The 26,085-nt window shown below is 31.5% G+C and carries 29 protein-coding genes; 15 read left to right on the top strand and 14 right to left on the bottom strand.

Annotated elements, in window-relative coordinates; translation table 11 throughout:
* Positions 1–109: 109 nt before the first annotated feature.
* The 7 genes from EW093_RS06400 to EW093_RS06380 form a co-directional block, all read right to left on the bottom strand.
* A complete protein-coding gene (locus EW093_RS06400; protein WP_149567595.1) occupies positions 110–325 on the bottom strand; it encodes a CopG family antitoxin in 216 nt (71 codons plus the stop codon).
* A gap of 4 nt (positions 326–329) precedes the next feature.
* On the bottom strand, positions 330–458 hold the full coding sequence (locus EW093_RS17940) for a BrnT family toxin (protein ID WP_342781926.1): 129 nt from the start codon (positions 456–458) through the stop codon (positions 330–332).
* Positions 425–607 (bottom strand): BrnT family toxin, encoded by a 183-nt coding sequence (locus EW093_RS06395; RefSeq protein ID WP_342781925.1) that lies wholly within the window; start codon positions 605–607, stop codon positions 425–427. Before EW093_RS06395 ends, EW093_RS17940 begins: the two co-directional genes overlap by 34 nt.
* A gap of 217 nt (positions 608–824) precedes the next feature.
* Complete coding sequence (locus tag EW093_RS17280) at positions 825–1,064, bottom strand: hypothetical protein (protein WP_187759858.1); 240 nt, start codon at positions 1,062–1,064, stop codon at positions 825–827.
* Between the two features lie 333 nt (positions 1,065–1,397).
* On the bottom strand, positions 1,398–2,363 hold the full coding sequence (locus EW093_RS06390; RefSeq protein ID WP_187759857.1) for an IS91 family transposase: 966 nt from the start codon (positions 2,361–2,363) through the stop codon (positions 1,398–1,400).
* Positions 2,333–2,566, bottom strand: coding sequence for a transposase zinc-binding domain-containing protein (locus EW093_RS18075; protein ID WP_425473399.1), 234 nt, complete (start codon positions 2,564–2,566; stop codon positions 2,333–2,335). The genes EW093_RS06390 and EW093_RS18075 overlap by 31 nt, the downstream gene beginning before the upstream one ends.
* Complete coding sequence (locus tag EW093_RS06380) at positions 2,550–3,389, bottom strand: tyrosine-type recombinase/integrase (RefSeq protein ID WP_149567592.1); 840 nt, start codon at positions 3,387–3,389, stop codon at positions 2,550–2,552. The genes EW093_RS18075 and EW093_RS06380 overlap by 17 nt, the downstream gene beginning before the upstream one ends.
* 563 nt (positions 3,390–3,952) lie before the next feature.
* On the opposite strand from EW093_RS06380, the gene EW093_RS06375 reads away from it, so the two are divergent.
* From EW093_RS06375 to EW093_RS06350, 6 genes are all read left to right on the top strand, one after another.
* A complete protein-coding gene (locus EW093_RS06375) occupies positions 3,953–5,182 on the top strand; it encodes an MFS transporter (protein WP_149567591.1) in 1,230 nt (409 codons plus the stop codon).
* A 196-nt stretch (positions 5,183–5,378) separates the two neighbouring features.
* Positions 5,379–5,729, top strand: coding sequence for a hypothetical protein (locus EW093_RS06370; RefSeq protein WP_149567590.1), 351 nt, complete (start codon positions 5,379–5,381; stop codon positions 5,727–5,729).
* A gap of 2 nt (positions 5,730–5,731) precedes the next feature.
* Positions 5,732–6,394, top strand: coding sequence for a helix-turn-helix transcriptional regulator (locus EW093_RS06365; protein WP_149567589.1), 663 nt, complete (start codon positions 5,732–5,734; stop codon positions 6,392–6,394).
* Between the two features lie 67 nt (positions 6,395–6,461).
* Positions 6,462–6,842, top strand: a complete 381-nt coding sequence (locus tag EW093_RS06360) for a MerR family transcriptional regulator (protein ID WP_149567588.1) — start codon at positions 6,462–6,464, stop codon at positions 6,840–6,842.
* Positions 6,843–6,890: 48 nt separating this feature from the next.
* Positions 6,891–7,646 carry an MBL fold metallo-hydrolase gene (locus tag EW093_RS06355; protein ID WP_149567587.1) on the top strand — a complete coding sequence of 252 codons (756 nt, stop codon included), beginning with the start codon at positions 6,891–6,893 and terminating at the stop codon, positions 7,644–7,646.
* A 63-nt stretch (positions 7,647–7,709) separates the two neighbouring features.
* Positions 7,710–9,365, top strand: a complete 1,656-nt coding sequence (locus EW093_RS06350; protein ID WP_149567586.1) for an AMP-binding protein — start codon at positions 7,710–7,712, stop codon at positions 9,363–9,365.
* Between the two features lie 46 nt (positions 9,366–9,411).
* Here the strand turns inward: EW093_RS06350 and EW093_RS06345 are convergent, their stop codons facing one another.
* Complete coding sequence (locus EW093_RS06345; RefSeq protein ID WP_149567585.1) at positions 9,412–11,094, bottom strand: glycoside hydrolase family 13 protein; 1,683 nt, start codon at positions 11,092–11,094, stop codon at positions 9,412–9,414.
* 124 nt (positions 11,095–11,218) lie between these two features.
* Here EW093_RS06345 and EW093_RS06340 point away from each other — a divergent pair, with 124 nt between their 5' ends.
* Together EW093_RS06340 and EW093_RS18070 are read left to right on the top strand one after the other, a co-directional pair.
* Positions 11,219–11,707 (top strand): transporter substrate-binding domain-containing protein, encoded by a 489-nt coding sequence (locus tag EW093_RS06340; RefSeq protein WP_149567584.1) that lies wholly within the window; start codon positions 11,219–11,221, stop codon positions 11,705–11,707.
* A gap of 33 nt (positions 11,708–11,740) precedes the next feature.
* Complete coding sequence (locus EW093_RS18070; RefSeq protein ID WP_149567583.1) at positions 11,741–11,938, top strand: transporter substrate-binding domain-containing protein; 198 nt, start codon at positions 11,741–11,743, stop codon at positions 11,936–11,938.
* Between the two features lies 1 nt (position 11,939).
* On the opposite strand, the gene EW093_RS06330 is transcribed toward EW093_RS18070, so the two are convergent.
* Positions 11,940–12,371: a MarR family winged helix-turn-helix transcriptional regulator gene (locus EW093_RS06330; protein WP_149567582.1), complete on the bottom strand. Its 432-nt coding sequence runs from the start codon at positions 12,369–12,371 to the stop codon at positions 11,940–11,942.
* A 93-nt stretch (positions 12,372–12,464) separates the two neighbouring features.
* Here EW093_RS06330 and EW093_RS06325 point away from each other — a divergent pair, with 93 nt between their 5' ends.
* From EW093_RS06325 to EW093_RS06310, 4 genes are all read left to right on the top strand, one after another.
* Positions 12,465–12,935, top strand: a complete 471-nt coding sequence (locus EW093_RS06325) for a DUF2798 domain-containing protein (protein WP_149567581.1) — start codon at positions 12,465–12,467, stop codon at positions 12,933–12,935.
* A 31-nt stretch (positions 12,936–12,966) separates the two neighbouring features.
* The gene (locus EW093_RS06320) at positions 12,967–15,507 is read left to right on the top strand and encodes a sensor domain-containing protein (RefSeq protein ID WP_149567580.1); all 2,541 of its coding nucleotides are present in this window, start codon (positions 12,967–12,969) and stop codon (positions 15,505–15,507) included.
* Between the two features lie 63 nt (positions 15,508–15,570).
* Positions 15,571–16,851: an alcohol acetyltransferase gene (locus tag EW093_RS06315; protein ID WP_149567579.1), complete on the top strand. Its 1,281-nt coding sequence runs from the start codon at positions 15,571–15,573 to the stop codon at positions 16,849–16,851.
* Positions 16,844–17,512: a DUF6320 domain-containing protein gene (locus tag EW093_RS06310; RefSeq protein ID WP_149567578.1), complete on the top strand. Its 669-nt coding sequence runs from the start codon at positions 16,844–16,846 to the stop codon at positions 17,510–17,512. Before EW093_RS06315 ends, EW093_RS06310 begins: the two co-directional genes overlap by 8 nt.
* A gap of 41 nt (positions 17,513–17,553) precedes the next feature.
* Here EW093_RS06310 and kduD read toward each other — a convergent pair whose 3' ends face one another.
* From kduD to EW093_RS06290, 4 genes are read right to left on the bottom strand one after another with little or no spacing between them, the layout of a single operon-like run.
* Positions 17,554–18,315, bottom strand: coding sequence for a 2-dehydro-3-deoxy-D-gluconate 5-dehydrogenase KduD (gene kduD, locus EW093_RS06305; protein WP_149567577.1), 762 nt, complete (start codon positions 18,313–18,315; stop codon positions 17,554–17,556).
* A gap of 1 nt (position 18,316) precedes the next feature.
* Positions 18,317–19,153, bottom strand: coding sequence for a 5-dehydro-4-deoxy-D-glucuronate isomerase (gene kduI / locus EW093_RS06300; RefSeq protein ID WP_149567576.1), 837 nt, complete (start codon positions 19,151–19,153; stop codon positions 18,317–18,319).
* A complete protein-coding gene (locus EW093_RS06295; RefSeq protein ID WP_149567575.1) occupies positions 19,150–19,923 on the bottom strand; it encodes an IclR family transcriptional regulator in 774 nt (257 codons plus the stop codon). The genes kduI and EW093_RS06295 overlap by 4 nt, the downstream gene beginning before the upstream one ends.
* Before the next feature lie 50 nt (positions 19,924–19,973).
* Positions 19,974–20,759 carry a helix-turn-helix domain-containing protein gene (locus tag EW093_RS06290; protein ID WP_149567574.1) on the bottom strand — a complete coding sequence of 262 codons (786 nt, stop codon included), beginning with the start codon at positions 20,757–20,759 and terminating at the stop codon, positions 19,974–19,976.
* A gap of 73 nt (positions 20,760–20,832) precedes the next feature.
* Between EW093_RS06290 and EW093_RS06285 the strand changes: the two genes are divergently transcribed.
* From EW093_RS06285 to EW093_RS06275, 3 genes are read left to right on the top strand one after another with little or no spacing between them, the layout of a single operon-like run.
* Positions 20,833–22,167 carry an MATE family efflux transporter gene (locus EW093_RS06285; RefSeq protein WP_149567573.1) on the top strand — a complete coding sequence of 445 codons (1,335 nt, stop codon included), beginning with the start codon at positions 20,833–20,835 and terminating at the stop codon, positions 22,165–22,167.
* A 45-nt stretch (positions 22,168–22,212) separates the two neighbouring features.
* On the top strand, positions 22,213–22,680 hold the full coding sequence (locus EW093_RS17825) for an extracellular solute-binding protein (protein ID WP_149567572.1): 468 nt from the start codon (positions 22,213–22,215) through the stop codon (positions 22,678–22,680).
* Positions 22,620–23,636 carry an extracellular solute-binding protein gene (locus tag EW093_RS06275; protein ID WP_149567571.1) on the top strand — a complete coding sequence of 339 codons (1,017 nt, stop codon included), beginning with the start codon at positions 22,620–22,622 and terminating at the stop codon, positions 23,634–23,636. The genes EW093_RS17825 and EW093_RS06275 overlap by 61 nt, the downstream gene beginning before the upstream one ends.
* Here EW093_RS06275 and EW093_RS06270 read toward each other — a convergent pair.
* The gene (locus EW093_RS06270; protein WP_149567570.1) at positions 23,626–25,914 is read right to left on the bottom strand and encodes a helix-turn-helix domain-containing protein; all 2,289 of its coding nucleotides are present in this window, start codon (positions 25,912–25,914) and stop codon (positions 23,626–23,628) included. The genes EW093_RS06275 and EW093_RS06270 overlap by 11 nt on opposite strands.
* Between the last annotated feature and the right edge of the window lie 171 nt (positions 25,915–26,085).

Raw genomic sequence — 26,085 nt, 5'->3', positions numbered from 1 at the left:
ATTTTTTCTAACTTGATAAGTCAATAAAATTATTGGGTTTTACCAATAATATTTTATTGCCTAATAAACATAGGAAAATATTGTCTGTTATAGGAAGTTTAAATAATTTCTAACTCCACTGAACTTCCAATTTTTTATGATTTCTAGCACAATCCTCAAGATATAAATCAATTAAATTTTGATACGGAAGTCCTGAATCCTGAGATAACTCCTTGAAGTAATCTATGGTCTCTACTGCCAATCTAATTGTTATTTGTTTTTTAAGTTTTTTTGCATACGGATTCTTTCTAGATTTCATAGTTGAAAAGTCATACTCATCTCTCATAACATCACCCCTTATAATGTTTTGATTCATTTTTTGTTGCTTTTCTAGCTGATATAATCCTAATCTTAGAACCACGCGTCCTAATACAATGGCATACCACTAAAAGTCGAATTTGGTTACTAAATCCAAGCATAATGAATCGATCTTCTTCTTGAGAATGAGAATTGTAAAAAACTCTTTAGCATTTTCATCATAAAAAACTGATTGTGCTTCTTCAAAAGACACCCCATGCTTATTGTAGTTAATTTCTGCTTTATTTTTGTCCCATTCAAAAGAAATCATAATTATATGATAATTATATTTTGGTTATAAGTCAAATTATTACAATTTCCTATAACGTTTCCGAGCCCAGACGCAGCTTTTTGAAAGTTACCTATAACTCAAAAATTTGCAGAATAATCTAACTCAATTTATATTACCTCAAATACATCCCTGTGTACCTCACAAAAAATTGGCCGAAGGCTAAGCGAAGCGCAACGTTTAGGCTGTGTTAGGTGCTTTATTTACCTTTACCTTTACGTTTAAAATATATAAATAAAACAATAAAAACTATAATATAAAGAATAGGGAAAATAATGACTGAGACTAATAATTCACCTTGAAGCCAATTCAAATTAAAGATAGAGCTAAATTTGAAGTCATTATCCCATAATGTTGATATTGCCTGTGCAAGAAAAGCTACTAGCATAAATTTAAGAGACTCTATTAAGCTCTTTTTTAAAATAGTTTTATTCTTCATTACTCAATTATTCCTTTGTAAATATTGCACATAACGGTTAGGAGTCAATCTCTCCCGAAGCATGAGGGAATATTGACTTCAAGTTGGACGAAACCGAACTGCTACTTAGCGAATATCCTTCATGGAGTTTCAATAAAACTCTAAACTTCTTAAAAAAATAAATTCCCTAACTGTTTTATAATATTATCCTTTAAATATATAAAAAAGAAAGCAAAAATACTTATTTTTTTCCATGCTGATAATTTAATACAGTTTATAAGGTAATTTTAAAATTATTTAAACAAACCTCAATTGTTATAGATATAAAGTGAGATATATGTCCAGAAAATGTCCTTATGCTGTCTTTGTTGGTGGGGGTCTATACCTTATCGATGGGATAAAGTTTGTCAAAACAAGCTGACCTTCATTACAATTAGGGCATTTATGTATATCAATTCCTGTTACATCTAAAAGTATTTTATCCCATGTATCATTTGGGATCATTGGTTTAATTTTTACATCATAATATTCACGGCACAGCTGAAGATTAGACTTTTTATTTCTGTTTGACATTAGTCCATAATATCTAATCCTAACAAATCTTGAAGGAACGATATGAAGCATAAAGGAGGATATAAAATCCATAACATTCATTATATAAAGCTTTTTCTTATTACCTTCTTTGTAATCTTTATATAAAAAAGAGACATTATCATTATCCACATTAATAATACGGTAATTACTAATTGCAATTCTGTGGGTATACCTTGCCAGATACTCTATTACTGTAGATGAATTATTAAATGATTCTTTTAGATAAACAACCCAGTTTTTAGAAAATAGTTGATCTATCAGTTTCTGAAATTTTATTCTATCAGCATACAAACATCCTCCTAAGAACAGTTCATCATTTTTATATAATATTTTTAATTCTTTAAGGAATATTGATCTAAACCTTTGCTTTAAAGGTTCTACCGGAATAAGATAATTTTTACTACACTTTATCCACTTTCTTTTCTCTTTAGAATATCCGCCTCCAGGAACAACGCAATGTAAATGTGGATGAAGATTTAATTTTTGTCCCCATGTATGAAGAATACTAAAAAACCCAATATCTGCTCCTAGATATTTTGATTCTCCTGCCATGCTAAGTAAAGCCTGTTTAGCACTACTAAAAAGAAGATTATACATAGTTTTTTTATTCCGCAGAACGATTGCATCAAGTTCTGAAGGGAGAGTAAAAACAACATGAAAATATTGATAAGGAAATATTTCTTCCTTCTTTTTTGTTATCCATGCCTCTTTTTCATAAACTGACACTGGGGGCAATGTCTATTTCTACAGGAATGAAAGACTTTCTTAGTATGCCCACATTTATCACAAGTTTCTATTCGCCCCCCAAGTTCCTCTGTTCTACATATTTCAATTGCTCTCATTACTTTCTTTTCGTGGATAGTTAAAAATGGATTTTCTTTACGATAATCATTACCATATTTACGCAAGATATCATTTACTGTTTTCATAGTAATAATCCAAAGGGCTAATAATCTCATTTTTTTCTTCTAAAACATGGGCATATACTAAAGTTGTTGTAAGGTTTTTATGGCCAAGAAATTTTTGAAGTTGAAATATTCCACCTCCATTTTCTAAATAATGGGTTGCAAAAGAATGTCTTAGTCCATGAATCCCTCCATCTCTTGTAACTCCTGCTCTTTCCTTTGCTAAATAAAACGCTTGCTGACATGAACGCGGGGAATATGGTTTACCATCTCGGCCTTGAAAGAAATATGTTGTCGGTTTGTAGGCAAGCCAGTATTGTTCTAAGAGTTTTAAAGCTCTATCTGATAGAATAGTATAACGATCTTTTCCTCCTTTCCCCTGCCTAACAAGTAGACGTTTTTGATTCCTATACACATCACTTATTTTTATGTTTACAGATTCACTAAGCCGTAACCCAGATGAATAGATTAATGTTAAAATAGTTTTATGTTTAAGGTTTTTGGCATTATCTAAAATAGAATGGACTTCATTTGCCGTATACCACACAGGAAGTTTTCTTTTTACTTTGATATTAGGAATATTTAGAGATTCCCAAGATAGCCCTAGTGTTTGAGTATAAAGATATTTTATAGCACTACTTGTCTGTTTTAAACTTGAGTTAGATAAATGATGTTCGGATACCAGGTGGTAGAGGTAATCTTTTAGTTCTTCTGCTTTGGGAATTTTTTCCGAAAGATTCGTATGTTGTAGAAATTGTACTATTTGTGAAGTATACACCTGGCAGGTTTTAGGACTATAACCCCGAAGATTTAAATCCCTCTGAAAACGTGTTATTATATTTTGCATATTAAAGCTCCTTAAGAATAATTATCTTAAAGTTCTCTTTAATATTTATAAGTTAAGTAAAAAAGTCATCGCCGTCAGGCGGTTTTGTTCAACTCAAGCAATGACGTCATATTGCGTTTTTGCTTCACTTCTACATTATCCTAAATTTATTGCTTGGTAAAATACTTTTTAATGTTTTAAATTTGATATTGAGATAATAACTGTCTTAATTTTTTTTAAGAAACCAATGTTGCATTCTATCCACATTTTTAGTGTAGAATTTAATAATTATAAATGGATATTTTATAATTCAGTAATGTAAATAATATTATATTTGTTATGTTATCTTTCAATTAGACTACAAAAATATCTATAAGTTTGTTATTTGGCTTAGAAATACTGCGTAACTTCCTTTCTTGTCAATTATTTTCTTAGTAGATTATGGGGCAGAGGGCAATGTGAAGTTTGATAGTTAAGATTAAAAACATCAATTATAGGTCTTTTTCTTACAAACCAGTGTTTTAAAGGTCAAGAGCCTCTAACTGAATAAGGGTATTCTTAATATACCTTAGGAGGTTTATATTATGATTTTTAAAAATGACGAACTAAAGCTATTGTGGAATTTTTATATCTATCTACTATTCTGGACATTTTCACTTATGATTCAGCCCTATACCTATATATACTTTAGAGAGTTAGGTTTTACCTTTACTCAAATAGCTTCATTTACATCGGCAATGATGATATCACTTTTTATTTTTGAAGTTCCAACAGGTATTGTTGCGGATCTCTACGGAAGAAAAAAGTCTGTGTTTATAGGGCTTTTAATAACTGGAGTCGCTCCCATAATTATTAGTTTAAGTAACAACTATTTTATAATACTTATTAGCTATATCTTTATTGGGTTAGGAATAACATTTATAAGTGGAGCGGAGGATGCTCTGATTGTGGATAATCTAAAATTTCATAAAAGGGAGGACTTAATAAAAGAGTACTATATAAAAATGTCATCATTTATGGGGCTAGGCACTGTTGTAGCATTTCTTATAGGCTCTCTTATTGTAAAGATGTATGGAATTAAACCTCTATGGTATATTTGGGGTGGTGGGTATCTCTTTTCTGCTATTTTATTACTATTTATTAAGGAGTTTGGTTTTGTCCCACATAGTGATAAAAGCTCATATTTTAAAAAAATAATATCCCCTGTTAAATCCTCATTTAATTTTATTAGGAGCAATAAAACTTTTTTAAACTACTTAATAGGTTCTACTATTTTAACAGTTATGTTTGTACAAAGGGATCTATGGAATATCTTTTTAACAGAAAATGGGGTTCCGCAAAGTAGTCTAAGTATTATTGCTGCTATTACATCCATCTTTATTATATTTTTACCATGGTTAAGTAAAAGTGTACTATCCATTAAAAGAGCTCTAATTTTCACCACAATACTCAGAGTTCTTATTTTAATCTCTGCACTCTTTATAAATAACAGTACTGTTATGTTAGGTGTAATACTGTTTATTATTTTAGCTTCATTAAGCTCATTTGAGTCCCCTTTAACTTCAACATTTATACAGAGTCAAATAGACTCTAAAAATCGTGCTACAATTGGATCTGTTATGAGTATGATGTACTCCGTTGTTGGTGCTGTTGCAGGATTATTTATAGGCTTAGTTACAGACTTTATAGGTATTAGATACTCAATAGCACTATTTAGCATATTTGGTGTAATATCAATAATATTCTATTCTAGAATGTCTTATAGTAGTCATAAGGAGGCAAAATATGAAATTTTAAGATGTCCTATTAGATGAGTTTAAAATAATAGGATTTATAGATTTTGTTTTTAAGGGTAATAGAAGTCAAGGTGATGGAGATATTGAATATAGTTCATGGGGGAATATAGGGGATAATATATGCCCCTATTGTGGTGAAGATCACAGTATCGAGGCTCATAGGGAGATAAACTGGGAAGAGTTATATCCTACCCATAACTTACTAAAGCAGAACATGCATTTACTTTTAAAAGAGTCTGGGAATTTAGTAAATAAAGATAAAAAATATGAAATCATAAAGTTTGGAGAGGATATAAACGAGGATACCCCATCATATAACATAGTAGGTCTTATGGTAAAAGATCTAAATGTTATGCCTCCTAATTTTACTGGGATGAGATTTCCTAAAAAAAAATATAAGGCTATAACCCTTACCATGGAGGAGTATATGACCTCCAAAGAGTTTGAAAATGAACTCCATAATAATAAGGATTTAGAAAACTACTTTATTATTGAATATGATCTTAATGAGATAATTGAGTATAGTAAGTTGTTAGTTACAGTTTATTACCCTATAAAGGGATAATAATGGATCGGCTAGAAATAATAAATGAGACAATAAAAGTTATAGAGAGAGAAATAAAAAGCCTTACGTCTATTGAGTATGTATCAAACTACTTAGGTTACTCTAAAAACTATATAAATAGAATTTTTAATAGTACCGTGGGTATAACCGTTTTAGATTATATTAAAATGAGGAAGATAACAGAGGGGATTAGAGAGTATAAAAAATCCCCTGGAAATATTGTAGATATAGCCTTTGAGTACGGATTTAATTCCCATGAAGTTTTTATTAGAAATTGTAAAAAGTATTTTAATAAAGTTCCGGGAGAACTAATAGTAGATAAGAACTGGAGTGGACTGGATGTAATAAAAAGTGAAGATCTCTGGTTCTCTGAAAATAGGGCAGATATAGTTAAAAGAGTGGTTAAGTTGCCAGAACTAGTTTTATCTAAGTCTGATAGGGGTAATATCTATATTAGAGAGTTAGATTTTAGAGGAGAGCAGTCAAAACTTGTCCAGGACCCCTATTACACCTATAAACTACTGCCAAAGGGAGTATATTTATCCTTTGAAGTAGATTTAGAAGATAGTAATTTTATCAAATATCTAGAACTAAAATATAAACATAGTAGCCCTATTATAGAGGTTAGGAATAAGAACAATATCATTTACTATATAAAAAAATAACATATTTAAATCTCTTCTACACATTAACCCTATAAAATTCTCTCTATCAAATATAATATTATCTAATATGACTCGAGGACAAATAGCCAATAAACTAAAAGTTAATCCAGAAACAATTAGATACTATGAGAAAGTAGGGTTAATAACCCCTATGATTCTAGAAAATAGTTATCGTTATTATAATGAAGAGCTATTTGAGAAACTCGAGCTGATAATCTCTTTTAAAACCTTAGGTTTCACTTTAAAAGAGATTAAACTGTTTTTTGAGTTAATATACCGGTCAAAAGAAGATCCAAAAAGGTTTAATACTTATTTAAACAGTAAGATATCTGATATTGATAAAAAAATTGAATCATTAAATAGTCTAAAACAATCATTGACTATATTCAGGGATAAAGAGGATAGGGAGAGATGCAAAAAATTTTCAAATTATCTAAATAAATATTGACCTTGTACTATAGTACAACCTTTATGTTTTATATAAAGGAGCATTAATATGAAAACAATCAAACACTACAGACACGCTACATCAGTTATAGAAATCGATAATAAGAGAATACTAATTGATCCTGTTTTAGGTGATAAAGGGGTTTATCCAGCAATTACTAACAGTAAAAATCCCAGAAAAAATCCATTGGTAAATCTACCTGCAGAAATAGAGGATATATTAGATGTTGACGGTATAATTATAACCCATAATCACAATGATCATTTTGATATAGTTGCAAAAAAGATATTAGCTAGGGATGTTCCTATTTTGTGTCAAGAAGAGGATTATTTAAACTTTAAAAAGTTAGGTTTTGTAAACCTTACACTGGTAAAAGAAAAGACTATATGGCTAGGTATTAAAGTTCAAAGATTTATAGGAACACATGGCGGACATATCTTTAATAAAAAATTAGGAGTAAGTTCATCCTATCTATTAACATCCACCCAATCTAAGATTTATCTTACAGGAGATACTCTACTAACTATATCAGTAATACAGAATCTTAAAAAAATTAAACCTAACTACATTATAGCCAATGGGGGAGGAGCTAAAATTAAAATGTTAGGAAAAGTAACTATGAATAATAAGGATATAGATAAACTTGCAAGGTTAAATAATAATTGTAAAATTATTGTAGTACATATGGATTCTATCAATCACTGTTTTGATACAAGAGTTAAACTATTTAAACAGTGTAGTAGAGGTAACTTAGTTGTTCCATTAGATGGTGAAAAGATATCATTTATTAACAATAAAAAATAACATCACCTTGTAGTATATTGACGTTTTTTTAAATTGTGTCATAATTAAAAACTAGGAGTAAATATGCTAGAAAATTTTACTAAGTTTAAACAAGGAAACTATGAGAACTTGTATCATAATTTCAAAATTAACACTAAGAGTTCATTTAATTTTGCCTACGATGTTGTTGATAAGTGGGCTGAGATTTCACCAAATAAGAGGGCTATAGCTTGGTGTGATGATAAAGGAAGTGAGAGGGAGTTCTCATTTAAAGATATAAAGTTTTATAGTGATAAAACTGCAAATATGTTAAGAGAGCAGGGCATAGGCAAGGGTGATGTTGTTATGGTTGTTCTTAAAAGGCGGTATGAATTTTGGTTTACTATTTTAGCTCTTCATAAGTTAGGAGCTATTTGTATTCCAGCTACCCATCTTTTGACAAAAAAGGATTATATATATAGAAATAACGCAGCAGATGTAAAGATGATAGTTACAGTAAATGATGATCAAATTTTAGATAATATTGATGCTTCTCAAAAAGATTCACAATATCTTACAAAAAAAGTTGTTGTTGGAGGTTCTAGAGATGGTTGGCTTAATTTTGATTCTGAGGTAGATAAGGCTTCTGATATTTTTAACCCTTCAGATGATGTTAAGGATTTAACAAGTACTGATATCTCCCTGCTATATTTTACATCTGGAACAACTGGAAATCCTAAAATGGTTAGCCATAATTTCGACTACCCTTTAGGGCATATTGTAACTGCAAAATATTGGCACAATGTGGTAGATGATGGACTACATTTAACAGTTGCTGATACTGGATGGGCTAAGGCTGTTTGGGGGAAAATATACGGACAGTGGATTTGTGGTAGTGCTGTTATGGTTTATGACTACGATCGATTTAATGCCCAAGAGATGCTCTCAATATTAAGTAAATATAAGGTCACAACATTTTGTGCTCCTCCTACCGTTTACAGGTTTATGATAAAAGAGGATTTTTCTAAATATGATCTTAGTTCTCTCTCCTATTGTACCACAGCTGGAGAGCCATTAAGTCCAAAGGTTTTTAATACCTTTTATGATTTAACAGGGCTTAAACTTATGGAGGCCTATGGACAGACTGAGTTAACTGTAACAATAGGTAACTTTACTGGAATGATTCCAAAGCCAGGATCTATGGGTAAGGCAGCTCCTGGGTATGTTATTGAAATTATAGATAAGGATGGAAATCTATGTAAGGAAGGGGATGTAGGTCAAATAGCTCTTCGTTTAGATATCTCTAAACCTATAGGAATGTTTATTGAGTACTATAGGGATAAGGCCAAAACAGATGAAGTACGAACAGATAAATACTACTTAACTGGGGATACAGCTTATATGGATCAGGATGGATATTACTGGTTTGTAGGTAGGTCCGATGATATTATAAAAAGTTCTGGGTATAGAATAGGTCCCTTTGAAGTTGAGAGTGCACTAATGACACATCCTGCAGTTTTAGAGTGTGCTGTTACAGGAGTTTCCGATGATTTAAGGGGACAGATAGTTAAGGCTACAATAGTCCTTGTTAAGGGTGTTGCTACCAGCTTGGATAAACTAAAAAAAGAGATTCAAGACCATGTTAAGTCTGCAACTGCTCCATATAAATACCCTAGGGTAATAGAGTTTGTTGAAAACTTACCTAAAACAATAAGTGGTAAGGTTAGACGGGTTGAGATTAGAAATAAGAAGAAGGATTAATAATAGCTAGTATGAGACCTAGTAATAGGTCCCATACAATATCTTTTTATCCTAATATTATCACTTCTCCACTATTTAAGATTCCATCTATATAGTTACTACTCTTTGGCCACATAGTTTTTAAACCTTGGGGAATTAACTTTTCTATCTCTATTTTATTATTAGAATAGTTAATTACAACATATAAGGATTTATCTTTATATGTCCTTCTAAATATTAATAACTCTTTATTATTAGTTATTATCTCTTTATAATCCCCAAATTTTAAGATATCACTAGAGTTTCTAAAGTTAATAATGTCCTTATAAAAATTTAATATTGAATTCTTATCAACTAATTCATCTGCAACATTAATACCCTCTTTATACTCAGGGTCTACAGGTAACCAGGTTTTAATACCTTCTGGAGAGAACCCTCCATTTGGTGAGTTAGCCCATGGCATTGGAGTTCTACATCGATCCCTTGTATCTAGTTGAGCTACTTTTAGAGCCTCATCCTTAGTTAAACCTCTTTGGATCTCTTTATTGTAAAGATTAACCGATTTTAAATCCATAAAATCTTCGATGTTATCAAGGTCGAAGTTTTTCATTCCAATCTCTTCACCATAATAGATAAAGGGAGTTCCTTTAAGTGTAGCCATAAGGAAAGCGGAGTGCTTTAATGATTGGTCTGTTATTAAATCTTTCCCATATTTACTTCTAATTCTAGAAACATCATGGTTACTTAAGGTATTTCCCTGCCAGGACCCTTTTGGATGTAGAGGCAGTCTCTCTTTCTGGTTTTGACTTACAATCTCTTTTGTAATTCCTGCTGCCATTAAGGGGAAGTTAAATACCATGTGCAATTCATCTGTTCCATTACCAAGATACTCTGTATCTGATAACTCTCCAACTAAAAGTTTATCATCTGGGTAGCTATCAACTAAATCTCGCATCTCTTGTAAAAGAGTATGGAGCTCTGGCTGTTTTGTCTGGTATCGCATATAGTGATCCCATGTATCACCAGGTGTAAATTCAGAATCTTTACTGTTTTTACTTATCTCTTTTTCAAACTCTTCATGGGTCCAGCCCTGGTTTGTTAAATTCTCATCCTCAAAAATTGAAGTTATAGCATCTATTCTAAAACCATCAACACCCATATCAAGCCAAAAACGCATAGAGTCAAACATCGCTTTTTTAACCTCTGGGTTTCTCCAGTTAAGGTCCGGTTGTTCTTTTAAAAAGAAGTGATAATAGTACTCATTTGTCTCCTCATCTAAGGTCCATGCAGGTCCTTTAAAACAACTTTGCCAATCATTAGGTAGGTTCCCATTATTAGGTTTCCATACATACCAGTCTCTTTTAGGATTATCTTTAGATGACTTAGATTCTAAAAACCATGGATGCTGATCTGATGTATGGTTCATAACTAAATCTAGGATTACCTTTATTCCCCTATTATGGGACTCTTCTAAAAACTCTTTAAAATCATCCATATCTCCATACTCTGCCCCGACTTTACAATAATCCGAAACATCATAACCACAATCTAGAAAAGGAGAAGGGTAGTGGGGACTTAGCCATATACCACCAATTCCTAAATCTTTTAAATAATCAAGTCTATTGATTATTCCTTTTAAATCACCCATTCCATCTCCATTGCCATCGGCAAATGATCTAGGGTATATCTGATAAATTACGCTCTCTTTCCACCATTCCATAATTCCATATACTAATAAAAGCGCTTGCATAAGTCAATTAATAATTACAGATATTAGAAGGAATTAATCATATCCAAAAAATGACTGTAATAAGGGATTAAAGTTTTATTGTAACAAGGATGAATGTTAACTTTATTAATACTATAATGCAGGTATGAGACGTTATATTTCAGCTGCATTTATATTTTTATTCAGTATAAATATTTTATATAGTGATGCAATCTTTATTGGGGTAGCATCTGAATTCCCCCCCTATCAGTTCAATGTTGAAGGTAAAGTAACAGGTTTCGATGTTGATGTTGCTAATCTACTATTTTTTAAGATGGGTATAGATATTATTTTTGTTCAAGACGAGTGGGATAGAGTTTTTAATATGTTAAGGGCAGGGACAATAGATGCAATTGTTGGTATCGAAAACAATGAAATTAGGAGAATCTATTTTGAATTCTCTAAAGCCTACTATACAAGAGAAGATGTTCTATTTGTCCGGGCGGATAATACGGAGATTAAAACCCTAGATGATTTAACAAATAAAATTATTACTGGGGACAGACACTCATATATTGAACTAGATTGGATAGAAGAGGGTATAATTAATAAGTTTAGGATTAGGCAGACAGAATCAAAATCTGATTCTATGTAGTTATTAAAAGAAAAGAGTGTTGAAGGTGTTATTATGCCTAAGGTTGTTGGTTTGTATTTAGCTAAAGAGATGGGGCTTGAAGTAAAAGTTCTATACGCTCCAGACCCCGGCTCACCTGTATGTGTCGCTGTTCCAAAGGGTAATTATGATATGATAAAAAAAGTAAATATAGCACTTGATGAGTTAATACTGGATGGTGAGATTGATAAAATATATAATAAGTGGTTTTAAACTATTTAAGCCAATCCTTTTTTAAGAGCTCCTTAAAATCTTTTACTTTAACATTACCTATGTTCTCTATAATTTCATTTTCAATTCTTTTTTTTAAATTGTTGTTTTTATTACAACAATCTCTACCTGTTTCGGTCAATACTATATATTTATCCCTCTTATTATCTTTTTTATAGAAAAAATTAATATATCCTCTCTCCTCAAGCTTTTTTGCACATTTTTGCATAGCTTGCCTTGATATCCCTATTAGAGTTGCAGCTTTAGAAATAGTTAAACTCTCCTGTTCGGTCTTACTTAATAGAAACCATTCTGTATGTGAGAACTCAATGTTTGATATTTCCATCCATCTATCCTCTACTAATTTACGTAAAACCAAGTGTTGTTCACTTATAAGGTCAATTATAGTTAAATTTTCTCTATTTAATTTATTCAATATGTAACTCCAATCCTATTATTGTCAACTTTATTGACAATAATAGGTAAAATATATATCTTCTCTATTATACATAAATAATAGGAGTTTTATATGGGAGAAACAGCAGTACAAAAAAAGATTTTTACAATGTTAATGTGCTTAGGAATGGTTTTAGGGATGACAATTTACAATATTATACTACATAGTGGATTTAATTCTAATTTGATAGTTCTACTATTTAAAGAGTTATGGTTAGTTTTTATTATCGCATTATTATTAGACTTGTTTATTGTAGGTCCATTTGTTAAAAAAATAGTGTCTAAAGTGACTAATAAATATACAAAAAAAATATATGTCATACTGGGAATATCCTGTTCAATGGTAGTTTGTATGGTTCTTTTAATGTCCATTTTTGGTTCAATAATGTCCCAAGGTTTTACTCTATCTGCAATAGACGTTTATCCTAGAACAGTGTTTATGAACTTTATTGTAGCACTACCCCTTAATCTACTTATTGTTTCCCCTGGAGTTCGTATGTTATTTATAAAAATATTTCCGGAAGCGATAATAAAAATAAGTTGAATCCATATAAAATGTGGCTATAATTAATCCTATGGCTGATTATACAATTAAGAAGATGACAGATGATATAGATCTTTTATTAGATCAAAGCGAAGAGAGGTTTGATGAAATAATAAAAAAAACCCCAGCTGGAGTCTGTATTACAAATGAGGATGGGGTTTATGAGTATGTAAATGCTTCTTATTGTAAAATTTACGGATATAATAAAGAGGACTTAATAGGTAAACACTTTACTATAGTTGTTCCGGATGAGAACAAAGAAACTCTTATAAATCTTCATGATAAGTTTTTAAAAGACAAAATTGAGATTAGGGGGGAGTGGGAAGTATTAAATAAGTCTGGAGATATAGTTAATATTTTGGCTGATGCTGCCTTTATTCTTGGTAAAGATAACAGCCCCAAAAAAGTAACATTTGTTATAGATATTACAGATAGGAAAAAAGCTGAGGAGGAGCTAGAAGCTCTTAACTCAACCCTTGAGAGTAAAATATCAGAGAGAACTAAAGAGCTTTTAGATATTAACAGTGAACTTAGAAAGAGTCGCCTTCACCTACTTGAAGCTCAAAAAATAGGGCAGATGGGAAGTTGGGAGTGGGATATCATAGAGGACAAAATAGTTTGGTCCAATGAAGTATATAAAATATTTGGTGTTGATCCAGAGAGCTTTAATGCTACATTGGATAATTATATGTCCTTTGTTCACCCTGATGACCAAAAAATGCTTGGGGAAAAGGTCCAACAATCGTTAGCAACACTTAATCCTTATACAGTAGAACATAGGGTGCTATTAACTGATGGTAGTATTAAGTTTGTTTTTGGTAAGGGGAAAGTTGAAACCAATAAAAATGGGAAAGCAGTTCGATTATTTGGTATAGTACAGGATATTACTGATAAAAAACGTATAGAATCTGAGATTAAGATGTTGTCGAGTGCTATAGATGAGAGTATGAATATTATTTTTATTACTAACTTGTCAGGATCTATAATTTATGTAAATAAGGCGTTTGAAACAGTAACTGGATACTTAAAACATGAGGTAATCAACCAAAATCCTAGGATATTTTCATCAGGAAGTGCATCTCAAATAAGATATGAGGATTTGTGGGATAGTATAACTTCTGGAAAGATATGGAATGGTGAGTTTCAAAATAGAAATAAACAGGGGGAGAACTTTTGGGTTAGATGCACCATACTTCCTATTAAAGATGAGACTGGTAAAATTATTAAGTTTATGGCTATTCAAGAGGATATCTCAACCAAGTATTTAGCTAAGAAAAATTATAAATACTTAAATACCCATGACCATCTAACCCACCTCTATAATCGAAAGTATGCAATAGAAAAAATAGAAAAACACCTTTTTAGTAATATAAACGCATCTTTAATAGTTTTTGACATCGATAATTTTAACTTTATAAATGAAAATTATGGAAATAATACTGGGGATGTTGTTCTACAAAGAAGTGCTGGTTTTTTTAAAAATTCCCTAGATAAAGATTATAATAAAAGATATGTATTGGCTCGATTTGGAGAGAATAAGTTTATTATATTTTTAGATGAAGTATTTCCCCAGGAGGCAAAGCTATTTGCCAATAATTTAAGAGATGATTTTTTTAAACTTAATTTTGAATCTATTGGAATACATATATCTATTAGTGCAGGTATAGTCTCATCTCCAGATAATGGTAAAAATATTGATCAGTTATTAAATGCCCTAGATGATAGCCTTTTTATCGCTAAGAGTAAGGGTAAAAACCGATGTTATTTATACGAGAATAGAGATCAGAATCTTTCTGAACGTTCTATGCAGTATAACCAGAGGGAGCGGATATTAAAGGCATTAAAAGAGGATAGGTTTGAACCTTGGTATCAACCTATTTACAACTTTAAAGAAGGAAAGATCCATCACTTTGAAATCCTTGCTAGGATGAGGAATGAAGAGGGGGCAATCGTTCTTCCTGGTGCTTTTATATCTGCAGCAGAATCCTTAAATCTAATTGGGAAGATAGATAAAGTTATTGCAGAAAAGGCTATGAAAAAGTTAAAAATTCTAAATGATAATGGGTATAATGTAACTTTTGCACTAAATTTATCCGGTAAAGAGATTGAGGATTTAGACCAACTGGAGGAGATTAAAAGTTTAATAGGAAGAATAGGTGTTCTTCCTAAAAGTCTAATATTCGAGATAACAGAGACTGCTGCAATAAAGGATATTAATAGGGCAATAGTTTTTATAAAAGAGCTTAAAAATATGGGGTGTTCATTCTCCTTAGATGATTTTGGAGTAGGATTTACCTCTTTTAGCTATTTAAGAGATCTGGATGTGGATTATATAAAGATAGATGGTGCCTTTGTTAAGCAAGTTTACGAAAACAAGTATGATCAAGCTATAGTAAAGGCAATGACAGCAGTTGCTAAAGGTTTTGATATACAGACCATAGCTGAGTTTGTAGAAAGTGATACTATTATGAATATTTTGGAAGGAATGAGTGTTGATTATGCCCAGGGTTATTTTATAGGTAAACCAAACCCTGAACCTCAGTTTGACTTCGAATTTGTCTCTACTAATTAAACTTCATAATAATTTAGATATTTTTTTGTTTAACTTTTGCATATTAGTGATTATTATCTATATATGAATAGTTTAAATAATTGGTATAAACTTGATAATGTTGCTAAACTATTTCCCGCCGTAACCACTGGGCGAAACAGTTCAACTTTTAGAGTCTCTATTATATTAAAACGTGAAATAAAACCAGATCTTCTACAAAATGCCTTAGACCTTGTTATTACTAGATTCCCAATGTTTGCAGTTAGAATAAGACGTGGTCTTTTCTGGTATTTCCTTGAGTCAAATGATGAAAAACTGCTAATACAAGAAGAGGAGGATACTCCCTGTGGGAAGATTGATAAGTTTAAAAATAATGAGTATCAAATAAGAGTTTTATATTATAATAAGAAGATATCAATAGAGTGTTTTCACTCTATAACAGATGGGGTAGGGGCATTAGAATTATTAAAACTTTTAGCTCTAGAGTATCTAAAATTAGATGGCAATAAAATAGATAACAGTGGGGAAACCCTCTCCATCCACGATGAAGCCTCCCCCTATGAGACAGAGGATAGTTTTAGAACTTATTTTAAAAATAAAAAGGGAGAGAAGATTAAAGTAAGGCCAGCCTATAAGTTAAAGGGGTCTAATTTTAATAATTTTGGTAATAATGTTGTAAAGGGAATTATTAATATTTCTGAGCTAAAAGAGGTTTGCAATAGGGATGGGGTTACGATAACCCAATATATAATATCCCTCTTTATATACTCAATATTTTTAGAACAGTCAAAGAGTGGAGATTTTAAAAAAGATATAAACATTGTTGTTCCCGTAAACTTAAGATCTTTTTTCCCATCTAGAACATTAAGAAACTTTTTCTCTGTAATCCCAATAACTATTACACCAAAAGAGGGTATGGAATTAAAGGATATTGAAAAAGAAGTTGTGGCACAATTTAAAGTCAAGATAAATAGTAGAGTTTTAGATAACGACATAAGTGCCAACTTTAGAAGTGAAAAACTTCTTTTAATTAGAGTAGCTCCTCTTTTTATTAAAAATCTAATACTTAGAATAGCTTTTAATAGGGGGACTAAAAATCAGACAGCATCTGTAAGTAATTTAGGTGTAGTAAACCTACCAAAGGGTATGGATCCCCATGTGGATCATGTGGAAGCTGTACTCTACTCATCTAGGGAAAACAGAATTAATTGTGCTATTTGTTCTTTTAATAACAGGTTATCCATAACTTTTTCTAGAACTATTTTAGAGCCTAGTATAATAAAGGACTTTTTTACCCACCTATCACAAAGAGAGGGACTAGAAGTCTCTATATTTTCAAACCACTGGGATGTTAATTATGAATAGATGTAAATCCTGTGGTGTTAATATTTGTGGAGACTCTAAAATTTGTCCCCTCTGTTTTAAATCTGTTAATACTTTTGAGTCTACAAATAGTAGAGAGTATCCAAGCTACAATAAGTCTGATAAATCGATACAACATTTTGGGTTACATATACTATCATTTGTATTTTTATCCATCTCAATTATATCTACAATAGTTAATCTCCTGCTATGGAGAGGTTTCCCCTGGTTTCTATTAGTGCTCTCATCCCTAGGATATGTTTGGGTGTTAATTAAAAACCTAGTAGTAAGTAGATCTCATTTTGGAACAAAAATTATTATACAGTTAGTTGGACTATCCCTTCTAATTTTTATAATTGATATTGTAAATACCGGTTTAAGTTGGTCTGTAGACTATGTTATACCAATATTTATCATTATATGTAATCTTCTGCTTACAATTAGAATTATCCACCAAAGAATTAAGTGGAGGGATTACTCAGTATATTTAATTATATTAATATCAATCGGTTTTATTCCTATAATTCTGTATTGGTTAGGGTTTACCCATGTTTTTTGGCCTAGTATTACTTCGGCTATCTATACTCTGTTAACTTTTTTAGGTTTTTTAATGTTCTCTTTTAAAAAATTCAGTAGGGAAATTCTTAAGATATTTCATCTATAAGTATAAATATACCGGAAGTTAAAAACTTCCGGTAAATATTGTTATCTACCTAACCAACCACCATCAACTGCTATTGTAAAACCATTAATATAGTCTGCAGCTTGTGAGGCTAGAAAAACAGCCGTGCCACCAATATCCGATGGTTTACCCCATCGTCCAGCTGGAATTCGACCTAGGATTTCTCCACTTCTCTTCTCATCATCCCGTAAAGCTTGGGTATTATCTGTAGCCATATAACCTGGAGCAATCCCATTTACATTGATATTATGGCTAGCCCACTCATTTGCTAGGGCCATAGTTAAACCTTTAATACCACCCTTACTTGAAGTATATGAAGGGACTCGGATTCCTCCCTGGTAGGATAATAGAGATGCGATATTAATAATTTTGCCTCCATTCCCCTGGGACATAAACTGTTTAGCCACATTCTGACAGAAGAAAAAAGCGCTTTTTAAGTTTACATTCATAACATCATCCCAATCCTGTTCTGTAAAGTTAATTGCATCTTCTCTTCTAATAATACCTGAATTATTAACTAATATATCAATTTTACCAAATGTCTCAACACTCTGTTTTACAACATCTGGAATCTTATCCTGCTTTGTTAGGTCACAGGATATATCTAGGTATTTTCTACCCATATCTTCAACTAGTTTTTTTGTCTCTGCAGAGTTTTTTGTACTTACACCAACAATATTACATCCAGCTTCTGCAAGGGATAACGCAACCCCCTGTCCTAAACCTCTAGATGCACCAGTTACAATTGCAACTTTTCCTTCTAAGTTAAAACTATTTAATATCATTTTATTTAAGATCCTTCATCTCTACAAAATCCATATCATCGAATGTTTGGTTTTCACCACACATACCCCATATAAAAGTGTAGTTACTTGTTCCTACTCCTGAATGTATTGACCAACTAGGGGATATTACAGCCTGCTCATTTGCCATTACAATATGTCGTGTTTCATTAGGTTGACCCATTAGGTGGAAGACTTTTGTATCTTCTGCCATATCGAAGTAGAAATATACCTCCATTCTTCTCTCATGGGTATGGCAAGGCATTGTATTCCACACACTACCTGGCTCTAAGATTGTCATTCCCATTACTAATTGACAGCTATCACAAACAGCAGGGTGTACAAACTGGTGTATTACCCTTTTATTTAAGTTTTCATCTGATCCAAGGCTAACTTTTTTTGCCTTTGAAAGGTCAATTATTACAGTTGGGTAGGCTTTATGTGCTGGGCAGCTATTTATATAGAACTTAGCTGGATTTTTAGCATCATCACTTTTAAAAGTTACATCCTTTACTCCCATCCCAATATAGGCACCCTCTCTGTTATTAACTTTAAACTCTTTGTCATCTAAAGTTATTACACCTGAACCACCAATGTTAATTACTCCCATCTCTCTTCGCTCTAAGAAGTAGTCTACACCCATCTCCTTTCCAGCTTCTAAAACTAACTCTTTCTCTACTGGTTTAACACCACCAGTAATAATTCTATCCACATGGGAGTAGGTGAAATTCATTTCATTATCTGAAAATAGATCATCAATTAAGTAGTGTTTTCTATTCTCCTCAGTTGTGTATTTTTTTGCATCATCTGGATGATTTGCATACCGAACATTTAAATTCATATATAGCTCCTTAGTGTCTGTTTTATATATCCTAAACGAGTAGAGATCTCTTTAGCTGCGCATACTAAGACTTCTCCCTCTTTTTTTATATCCCGTTCTTCACTGTATAAACCTGCAGTGCTTATTCCTGCTACAACTTCTCCTCGGTGATTAAAAATTGGAGCACCTAGGCACTGGACAAAATCTATAATCTCCCTATCATCAATTGCATAACCCCGTTTTTTAGTTATTTCTAACTCTTTAATAAGACTTTTTTTATTAAGAATAGTTCTCTCTGTTCTCTGCTTAAAATTCATTGAATCTATTAAATCTTCTAACTTGTCATTAGGTAAGAAGGCTAACATAGCCTTACCAAGGGATGTGCAGTATGCATCCTCTCTATTTGTTACGTTTGCAGTATAAATAGGGACATTTTCTGGTTCATGTTTATGTAAGTATATTATTTGGTTACCATCCAAAATCGCAATAAAAATAGTTTTATCCAGCTCTTGGGAAACTCTTTTAACAATGGGTTTTGATTCAGATACTAGATCCATATTTTGTATATATCTGTTCCCAATAACAAATGCCTTAAGACCAATTTGATAAAGTCTTGCTTTTCCCTCTAGGGTTTGTACCATATCAGTCTCTATTAACATTAGTAAAATCTCGTAAACTGTTGTTTTAGGTATAGAAGTTGCTTCTACTATCTGGTTTAAAGATAGACCATTTTTTGATTGTGATATCAAAGTTAATATTTGAATACTACGAACTAAACTTCTGTTTTGCATGATTTCATTATATTCTCGATACTTCGAAAGTCAATTCGTATATACAAACACTATAGAGTTTTTCTATAATCCCTGGGGGTTAGTCCATTTAGTTTTTTAAAAACTCTACCAAAGTTCGTTACACTTCCAAATCCAGATTTATAACAAATATCCACAATGGAGAGTTTTTTATTTAATAACATTTTTTTTGCGTATTGAATTCTTACATGGTTTATATAGTCGATTATAGAAAATCCTGTATTCTTTGAGAATGATCTACTTAGGTGCTCATTACTAATATCAAATTTTTCTGAAATATTGGATAGGGATAAATCCATAGTGAAATTTATGTTTATGTAATTAACAATGCTCATTATTTTACTATTTTGTCCATCTATATTATCAATAATACTATCTATATTATTGAATCTATTTCTAACAATATATATAAAAATTTCTAGAGCAAAGGCTTCTACTAAATCTTGATAGCCACTCTGTTTTCTAACAAATTCATCACGGATCCTTATTATAAGGTTAATAACTCTATTTGATTTAAGAATAAACGGTTCTTCTAAATTATGGTTATAATTTCTGTATAGGTGTAAGGAGTAAATTTCTGAGCCTTTATGGTTATTAAAAGACTTATGAAGTATGTTTGGAGGGATAAAAAGAAGGTCCCCTGCCTCCATTTTAAATGTTTGATTCCCAACAAACATATCCCTACTTCCATTTACCACATATAGAATCTCGTACCCATCGTGGAGGTGCCTGTTTTGGGAACCTTTTATCCACTTTTTATATCCTAAAGAGAGAGATTTGTTATCTGTTATAAATCTAAAATCTTTGTTGGTTGTCATATTTTGCACAATATAAGTCCTATTTATCAATATATGTTCATTTTATGATTATGTATAGTAGTAGAATATATTCATGATAAGTATACAGTATAAAGAGATAGGACGTTTTACAATTCCATGCATTACAGAGCTTATGTTATTCTCGATGATTTCTGTTGTTAACTTAATAATGGTTGGTAGGCTAGGACCCCAGGCCATTAGTGCTGTAGGGTTAACTAGCCAGCCAATTAACATTAGTCTAGCTGTATTTCAATCTTTCAATATTGGTGCAACAGCATTAATTGCTCGATATGTTGGGGCTAAGAATTATATAAAAGCTAAAAGTGTTATTATTCAGACTTTACAAATCTCAATTTTAATGGGTGTAACACTAACAATTCCCGTTTTTGTTTTTGCAAGGCAAATTGTACTCTTTATGGGTGCTAATAAGGACTCCATAGAAGGAGCCACAATATATATGAAATTTATGGCAATTGGTATTCTTTTTCAGATAATTCCCCTTGCCATCTCCTCTCTGTTTAGGGGAGCAGGTGATTCTAAAAATCCTATGATAATTAATATTGTTGCAAACTTGATAAATGTAATTCTTGGTTATTTGTTAATATTTGGTAACTTAGGGTTTCCTCGTTTAGGTATTTTAGGTGCGGGTATTGCCGCTACATCAGCAAAGGTTGTCCAGACTGTTATAGCTATTATTCTACTTTTTGTAACTAAGCTAGATATTAGACTGGATCAAAATATTAGTTTAGGGTTTGATAAAAAAATCATAGGTAAAATAATTAATATTGGTTCGGCATCTGCTGCTGAGCAGATTATATTAAGAGTTGGTTTTTTTCTTTATACTAAGACTATTGCTAATCTTGGAACTATAGCATTTGCTGCCCATCAGGTCTGTCTTAATATTTCTAATTTATCTACAAATTTTGGACACGCCTTAGGTATGGCATCTACTTCATTTACAGGACGACTTTTAGGGGCAAAAGAGAAAAAGTTAACTATAGAGTATATTGTCAAATTAATTTTAATAGGTTTAGGGATTTCGGGTATAATAAGTCTTTTTTTTCTATTTAAAGGCCAGGCTATTGCTAGCTTTTATACAGATGATACCGATGTTATAGAGCTACTTGTTCCTGTTATTATTATTCTAGCAATTATTAATCCTGCACAAAATAGTCTTCTTGTTTTAAGTGGAGCTCTTAAGGGTGCAGGAGAGACAAGGTGGCCTCTATTAACATCTTTGATAGGTTTAATATTTATTAGACTTCCACTGGTGTATTTATTTATTAAAGTATTTAATCTTGGCCTTTATGGTGCATGGATTGCCACTGTTATTGAGAAATATATAAGTTTAATCATATTACGATTTGCTTTTCGCAAGGGGAAATGGAGGGATCGGGAGATTATATAATATTAACTTGCACCATAACAAATTGGACCATATAATAATTCAAATATGAATAATTTTAAAAAATATCTCCTAATATTACTCTCAATCACTATTTTAGTATCATGTAGTAAAGATCCAACTGAAAATATGTCCAAAGTCAGAATTACAGCATATTTAGATACTATAATCCAAGACTGGGAGGGGCAGAAAGAGTTTATTAAGGAGTTTAATAGACTTACGGAAACAGATTTAACAATTGTGCAACCACCCCATCAACAGTATATGGATAAACTTATTGTTAGTTTTTCGGAACCTAATGCGCCAGATGTTTGTGAGATACTTCCAGAGTATCTATCCCTATTTATTTCAAATAAAAGCATAATTGATTTAAACCCATTTATAAAAAATTCTTCTTATATAAAATCCTTTAACGAGGAGTTCCTGGAGAGTTACAGAACATCTAGTGGAGAACTATATGGTTTTCCTACAAGGGATGGGGGGGCTGTGTTACCTATATTAGAAAAGACTGGTTAGATAACTTAGGTCTCTCTATTCCAACTACTTGGGATGAGTTTTATAATGTTCTATATCAATTTACATTTAATGACCCTGATGGGAATGGGGAAGATGATACAAGGGGATATACTGATATTAATGGAGCTAGTCAGGATTGGTATAATAGAGCTGTAATGTTAAATGCACGGGTTGAAATTTACTATAAAAATGGTAAGTGGATCGATGGTTTTACAGAGCCTCAAATGGTAGATGCCCTTGGAAGATTAAAAAAAATATATCAGGAGGGGTTAACCGACTTAAACATAATTAATAATACTACATTTACAGCTAGAAATAGGTTTATTAATGGGGATGTTGGGGTAATAACATATTGGGCAAACCACTGGGCAAGGAATTTAAAGGAGAGAACCCATGCTATATCAGGAGTTCAAGCGGAGATAGTTCCAATTCCCCCTTTAGAAGGAAGTAGATATATTAAGAGGGTAGCTCCTCTTCTGGTTATAACAGATAAAGCTTCTTATCCAGAGATTGTCTTCTCAAACTTTATTGATAGACAGTATGATAAAGGTAGAATTCAATCCCTATTCACCTATGGAGTTGAGGGGTATCATTGGGAGGTTGTAGATGGAGAGACTCTCTTTAAGATAAATAAAAATGATCCATATACAGTACCCTTTACTAAAGCATTTGTTCCCCCTGTTTCAATATTAAATGATTGGGATCAACCTATGGTATTAGATAAAGCAGTAAAACCTTCTATTGATATTATTAATAACTATTCAACTCAAGATAGGTTGTTAATTGGTGGAGAATACTTTAGTCAATACTACCTAGAGATAGAAAAAGAGACTAAACCAGATATAATGAATAGAATAATTAACAATGAAATCTCTATAGAAGATGGGCTTGAGTTATATAAAAAACTAACTAAAACCCTCTTCCTTGATAAGGTCTTAGAAGAGCTTAATGAGTAGTATTCTCCCTCCTAAATTTACTTGGGCTAATATTTAGGGTTTTTTGAAATACTCTTCTAAATGTTTTATCACTATTATAACCAACTTCCCCTGCAATATAATGAATAGGATCTGTTGTGTTAAGTAATAGCTCCTTTGCATTTTCGACTCTAATCTCCTCTAAATAAGTTGAAAAGTTAATACCAGTTTGTTCTTTAAAAAAGAAAGATAGGTAGGATTCTGTTATAGAAAAATAGTCACCTACAGCATTTAAGGAGAGGTTTTTATCATTAAAATTATTTTTTAAATACTCCTCAATCTCCTCAATAAGTGTATTATTGTGGCTCTTTTTATTCTTGTTTTGATTGGAGCATAGTTGGTTATATAACTCTTTTATATTGGCAAAATCTATAACTCCTGTTTTATAATACTCATCGATAAGATCTCTATTTTCTGAGCATAGATGACTTTTTACTCTATAAACTGATGTTAGAAGGTTGGAAATAAAGGATTCTAATCTTTTTTTATCAAGGGTTCTCTTTTTAAGATTTTCATGGGATAAAATTGTTAATATACTCTCCATGCCATCGCTATTCCCTGCCTTAATTGAGTTTATTAGGCGTGACTCTATTTCTAATGGATAGTAGTAGTGGTCTAATTTTTTATCTATATCACTAATATCTAATATAAGGGGTTTAATTCCCTCAGAACTAGAAGATACTATCTCCTTTGCTTCAAGATAGGACTTGTGTATATGCATTAGAGAGTCTACTGAGTAGCCTAGTCCTATTACAAGGTTCTCTTTATATAGTGGTGGCAGGTTTGGAAGAAAAGAAATAAGTTCATTTTTCAAAACCTCTACATGATTATCAATATTATTTGATAAAACAATTAATATAATATCACTGTTATCTTGTTCAGAAATCATTATTCTATAAACAAAGTTTTTTTGTAGTCTGTTTTTTACTATATTTTTTAATCTATTTAGCTCATCAAAGGACTCTGTTGAACCTATGTTTTTATCACAGCATTGGGAGAGGATTACTACACTAAATTGGTTCTCATTTAGCTCAAATCCTAAATGGGAGAGGTATTTCTCAAGGCTTTTTTCATCGTTGAAAAAGCCATTTATTACCCTATTTACAAATGCATTATGCAAAAAAAACTTCTGATTTAAAAGTTCATCTTGCATCACTTCTCCCCTATCTATTAATTCATTAACACTTATGTTTAATGACTGGAAAGACTCTTTTTTTATATTATCTGTTTTTAAAAACTCCTCAATTGATTCAAATGTTGTTTCTATTGGCTTCGACCACCTTTTAGATATTTTATATGCAACAAAAAGGCAAATAATTAGGGTTAAGAGCATAACAGTTATAGATAATATATGGTAAAACCTAACATTTTTTAGTACCCATTCCGTTGGTAATACAGAAACATATTTCCAGCTGTTTCTACTACTAGTGGTGTAAATAATAAATTTCTTCTCTCCATCTATATTTAATTCTATCATCCCCTCATTACCAACAAGTTCAATTGGTTCTATATTTTTAACAGAGTTTGAAACATAACTAATTATTTTATTAGTATCGTCAGATATGTACGAGTATCCTCCTAGTGGTAGATTTTGGTAGTCTAAAAATTTTACAAGGTCAGCTTCTCCTATCAAGTAGACGATAGCCCCTTGGATTGATGATAATTTTTTAGATGAGTTAAGTGGAATACTTTGAACATAAGGGATCATTGGTTTATTTTTAAAATCCTCAATTATTGTAGACCTAACAGGGAATATTTTTCCGTGCTGTATTTTGGTTGTAATTAGATTGTGCCAATCCTTAGAACTAATACCATCCATATTAAAAAAGTTAATAGAAGTATTAAAGTCACTATGGCGGTATACAGAGTAGGGAGTTATTATAATGTCTTGATTTTTTAGATAGATATAAAAAATAGAGTTATTGGATGTGTTATATAAAATAGAGTGGCGTAGCTCAATCATAATATCCCGAATTAACTGGCTTTTTTCCATATTTGTTATCTGGTTCTTATCATCAGATATCAATCTTAGAAGCTTAGTATTTCCTGCTAGCTGGTATGTCGACCACTTTATATCATCAATAAATCCTTCCAAAATCTCTTGGGTTTTTTGTAAGTTTGAGAGGTGTGACTTCTTTACATGCTGCTCATACTCTAAAACAATTGCTCTATTCATTGAAATCCCAGTGAGTAGGGGGATTAAAATTAATATCAAGTAGGCAATTAAAAAAGTTATAAAAATTCTATTTATATGTTTCATTAAAATTATTCTACTATTAGAAGCCCAAGAAGTAAATTTTAAAAGCTTATTCTAAGAAATTGGCCTATATCCAAAGAATTGTCCCTATGGATTCTTAAGATTTGGGACAAAATATAATTATTGCCCTCTATGCAGATTATGAAAACCGTTCAGATAATAATTATTCAATTT

The sequence above is a fragment of the Thiospirochaeta perfilievii genome (genome assembly GCF_008329945.1).
GTDB lineage: Bacteria > Spirochaetota > Spirochaetia > DSM-2461 > DSM-2461 > Thiospirochaeta > Thiospirochaeta perfilievii.
This window is presented reverse-complemented; position numbering and strand designations above follow the sequence as displayed.

Coding starts and splice junctions, on each gene's coding strand:
- EW093_RS06400 (WP_149567595.1), bottom strand. CDS start 325: ATGAGAGATGAGTATGACTTTTCAACTATGAAATCTAGAAAGAATCCG.
- EW093_RS17940 (WP_342781926.1), bottom strand. CDS start 458: ATGCTTGGATTTAGTAACCAAATTCGACTTTTAGTGGTATGCCATTGT.
- EW093_RS06395 (WP_342781925.1), bottom strand. CDS start 607: ATGATTTCTTTTGAATGGGACAAAAATAAAGCAGAAATTAACTACAAT.
- EW093_RS17280 (WP_187759858.1), bottom strand. CDS start 1,064: ATGAAGAATAAAACTATTTTAAAAAAGAGCTTAATAGAGTCTCTTAAA.
- EW093_RS18075 (WP_425473399.1), bottom strand. CDS start 2,566: ATGAAAACAGTAAATGATATCTTGCGTAAATATGGTAATGATTATCGT.
- EW093_RS06380 (WP_149567592.1), bottom strand. CDS start 3,389: ATGCAAAATATAATAACACGTTTTCAGAGGGATTTAAATCTTCGGGGT.
- EW093_RS06375 (WP_149567591.1), top strand. CDS start 3,953: ATGATTTTTAAAAATGACGAACTAAAGCTATTGTGGAATTTTTATATC.
- EW093_RS06370 (WP_149567590.1), top strand. CDS start 5,379: ATGCATTTACTTTTAAAAGAGTCTGGGAATTTAGTAAATAAAGATAAA.
- EW093_RS06365 (WP_149567589.1), top strand. CDS start 5,732: ATGGATCGGCTAGAAATAATAAATGAGACAATAAAAGTTATAGAGAGA.
- EW093_RS06360 (WP_149567588.1), top strand. CDS start 6,462: ATGACTCGAGGACAAATAGCCAATAAACTAAAAGTTAATCCAGAAACA.
- EW093_RS06355 (WP_149567587.1), top strand. CDS start 6,891: ATGAAAACAATCAAACACTACAGACACGCTACATCAGTTATAGAAATC.
- EW093_RS06350 (WP_149567586.1), top strand. CDS start 7,710: ATGCTAGAAAATTTTACTAAGTTTAAACAAGGAAACTATGAGAACTTG.
- EW093_RS06345 (WP_149567585.1), bottom strand. CDS start 11,094: ATGCAAGCGCTTTTATTAGTATATGGAATTATGGAATGGTGGAAAGAG.
- EW093_RS06340 (WP_149567584.1), top strand. CDS start 11,219: ATGAGACGTTATATTTCAGCTGCATTTATATTTTTATTCAGTATAAAT.
- EW093_RS18070 (WP_149567583.1), top strand. CDS start 11,741: ATGCCTAAGGTTGTTGGTTTGTATTTAGCTAAAGAGATGGGGCTTGAA.
- EW093_RS06325 (WP_149567581.1), top strand. CDS start 12,465: ATGGGAGAAACAGCAGTACAAAAAAAGATTTTTACAATGTTAATGTGC.
- EW093_RS06320 (WP_149567580.1), top strand. CDS start 12,967: ATGGCTGATTATACAATTAAGAAGATGACAGATGATATAGATCTTTTA.
- EW093_RS06315 (WP_149567579.1), top strand. CDS start 15,571: ATGAATAGTTTAAATAATTGGTATAAACTTGATAATGTTGCTAAACTA.
- EW093_RS06310 (WP_149567578.1), top strand. CDS start 16,844: ATGAATAGATGTAAATCCTGTGGTGTTAATATTTGTGGAGACTCTAAA.
- kduD (WP_149567577.1), bottom strand. CDS start 18,315: ATGATATTAAATAGTTTTAACTTAGAAGGAAAAGTTGCAATTGTAACT.
- kduI (WP_149567576.1), bottom strand. CDS start 19,153: ATGAATTTAAATGTTCGGTATGCAAATCATCCAGATGATGCAAAAAAA.
- EW093_RS06295 (WP_149567575.1), bottom strand. CDS start 19,923: ATGCAAAACAGAAGTTTAGTTCGTAGTATTCAAATATTAACTTTGATA.
- EW093_RS06290 (WP_149567574.1), bottom strand. CDS start 20,759: ATGACAACCAACAAAGATTTTAGATTTATAACAGATAACAAATCTCTC.
- EW093_RS06285 (WP_149567573.1), top strand. CDS start 20,833: ATGATAAGTATACAGTATAAAGAGATAGGACGTTTTACAATTCCATGC.
- EW093_RS17825 (WP_149567572.1), top strand. CDS start 22,213: ATGAATAATTTTAAAAAATATCTCCTAATATTACTCTCAATCACTATT.
- EW093_RS06270 (WP_149567570.1), bottom strand. CDS start 25,914: ATGAAACATATAAATAGAATTTTTATAACTTTTTTAATTGCCTACTTG.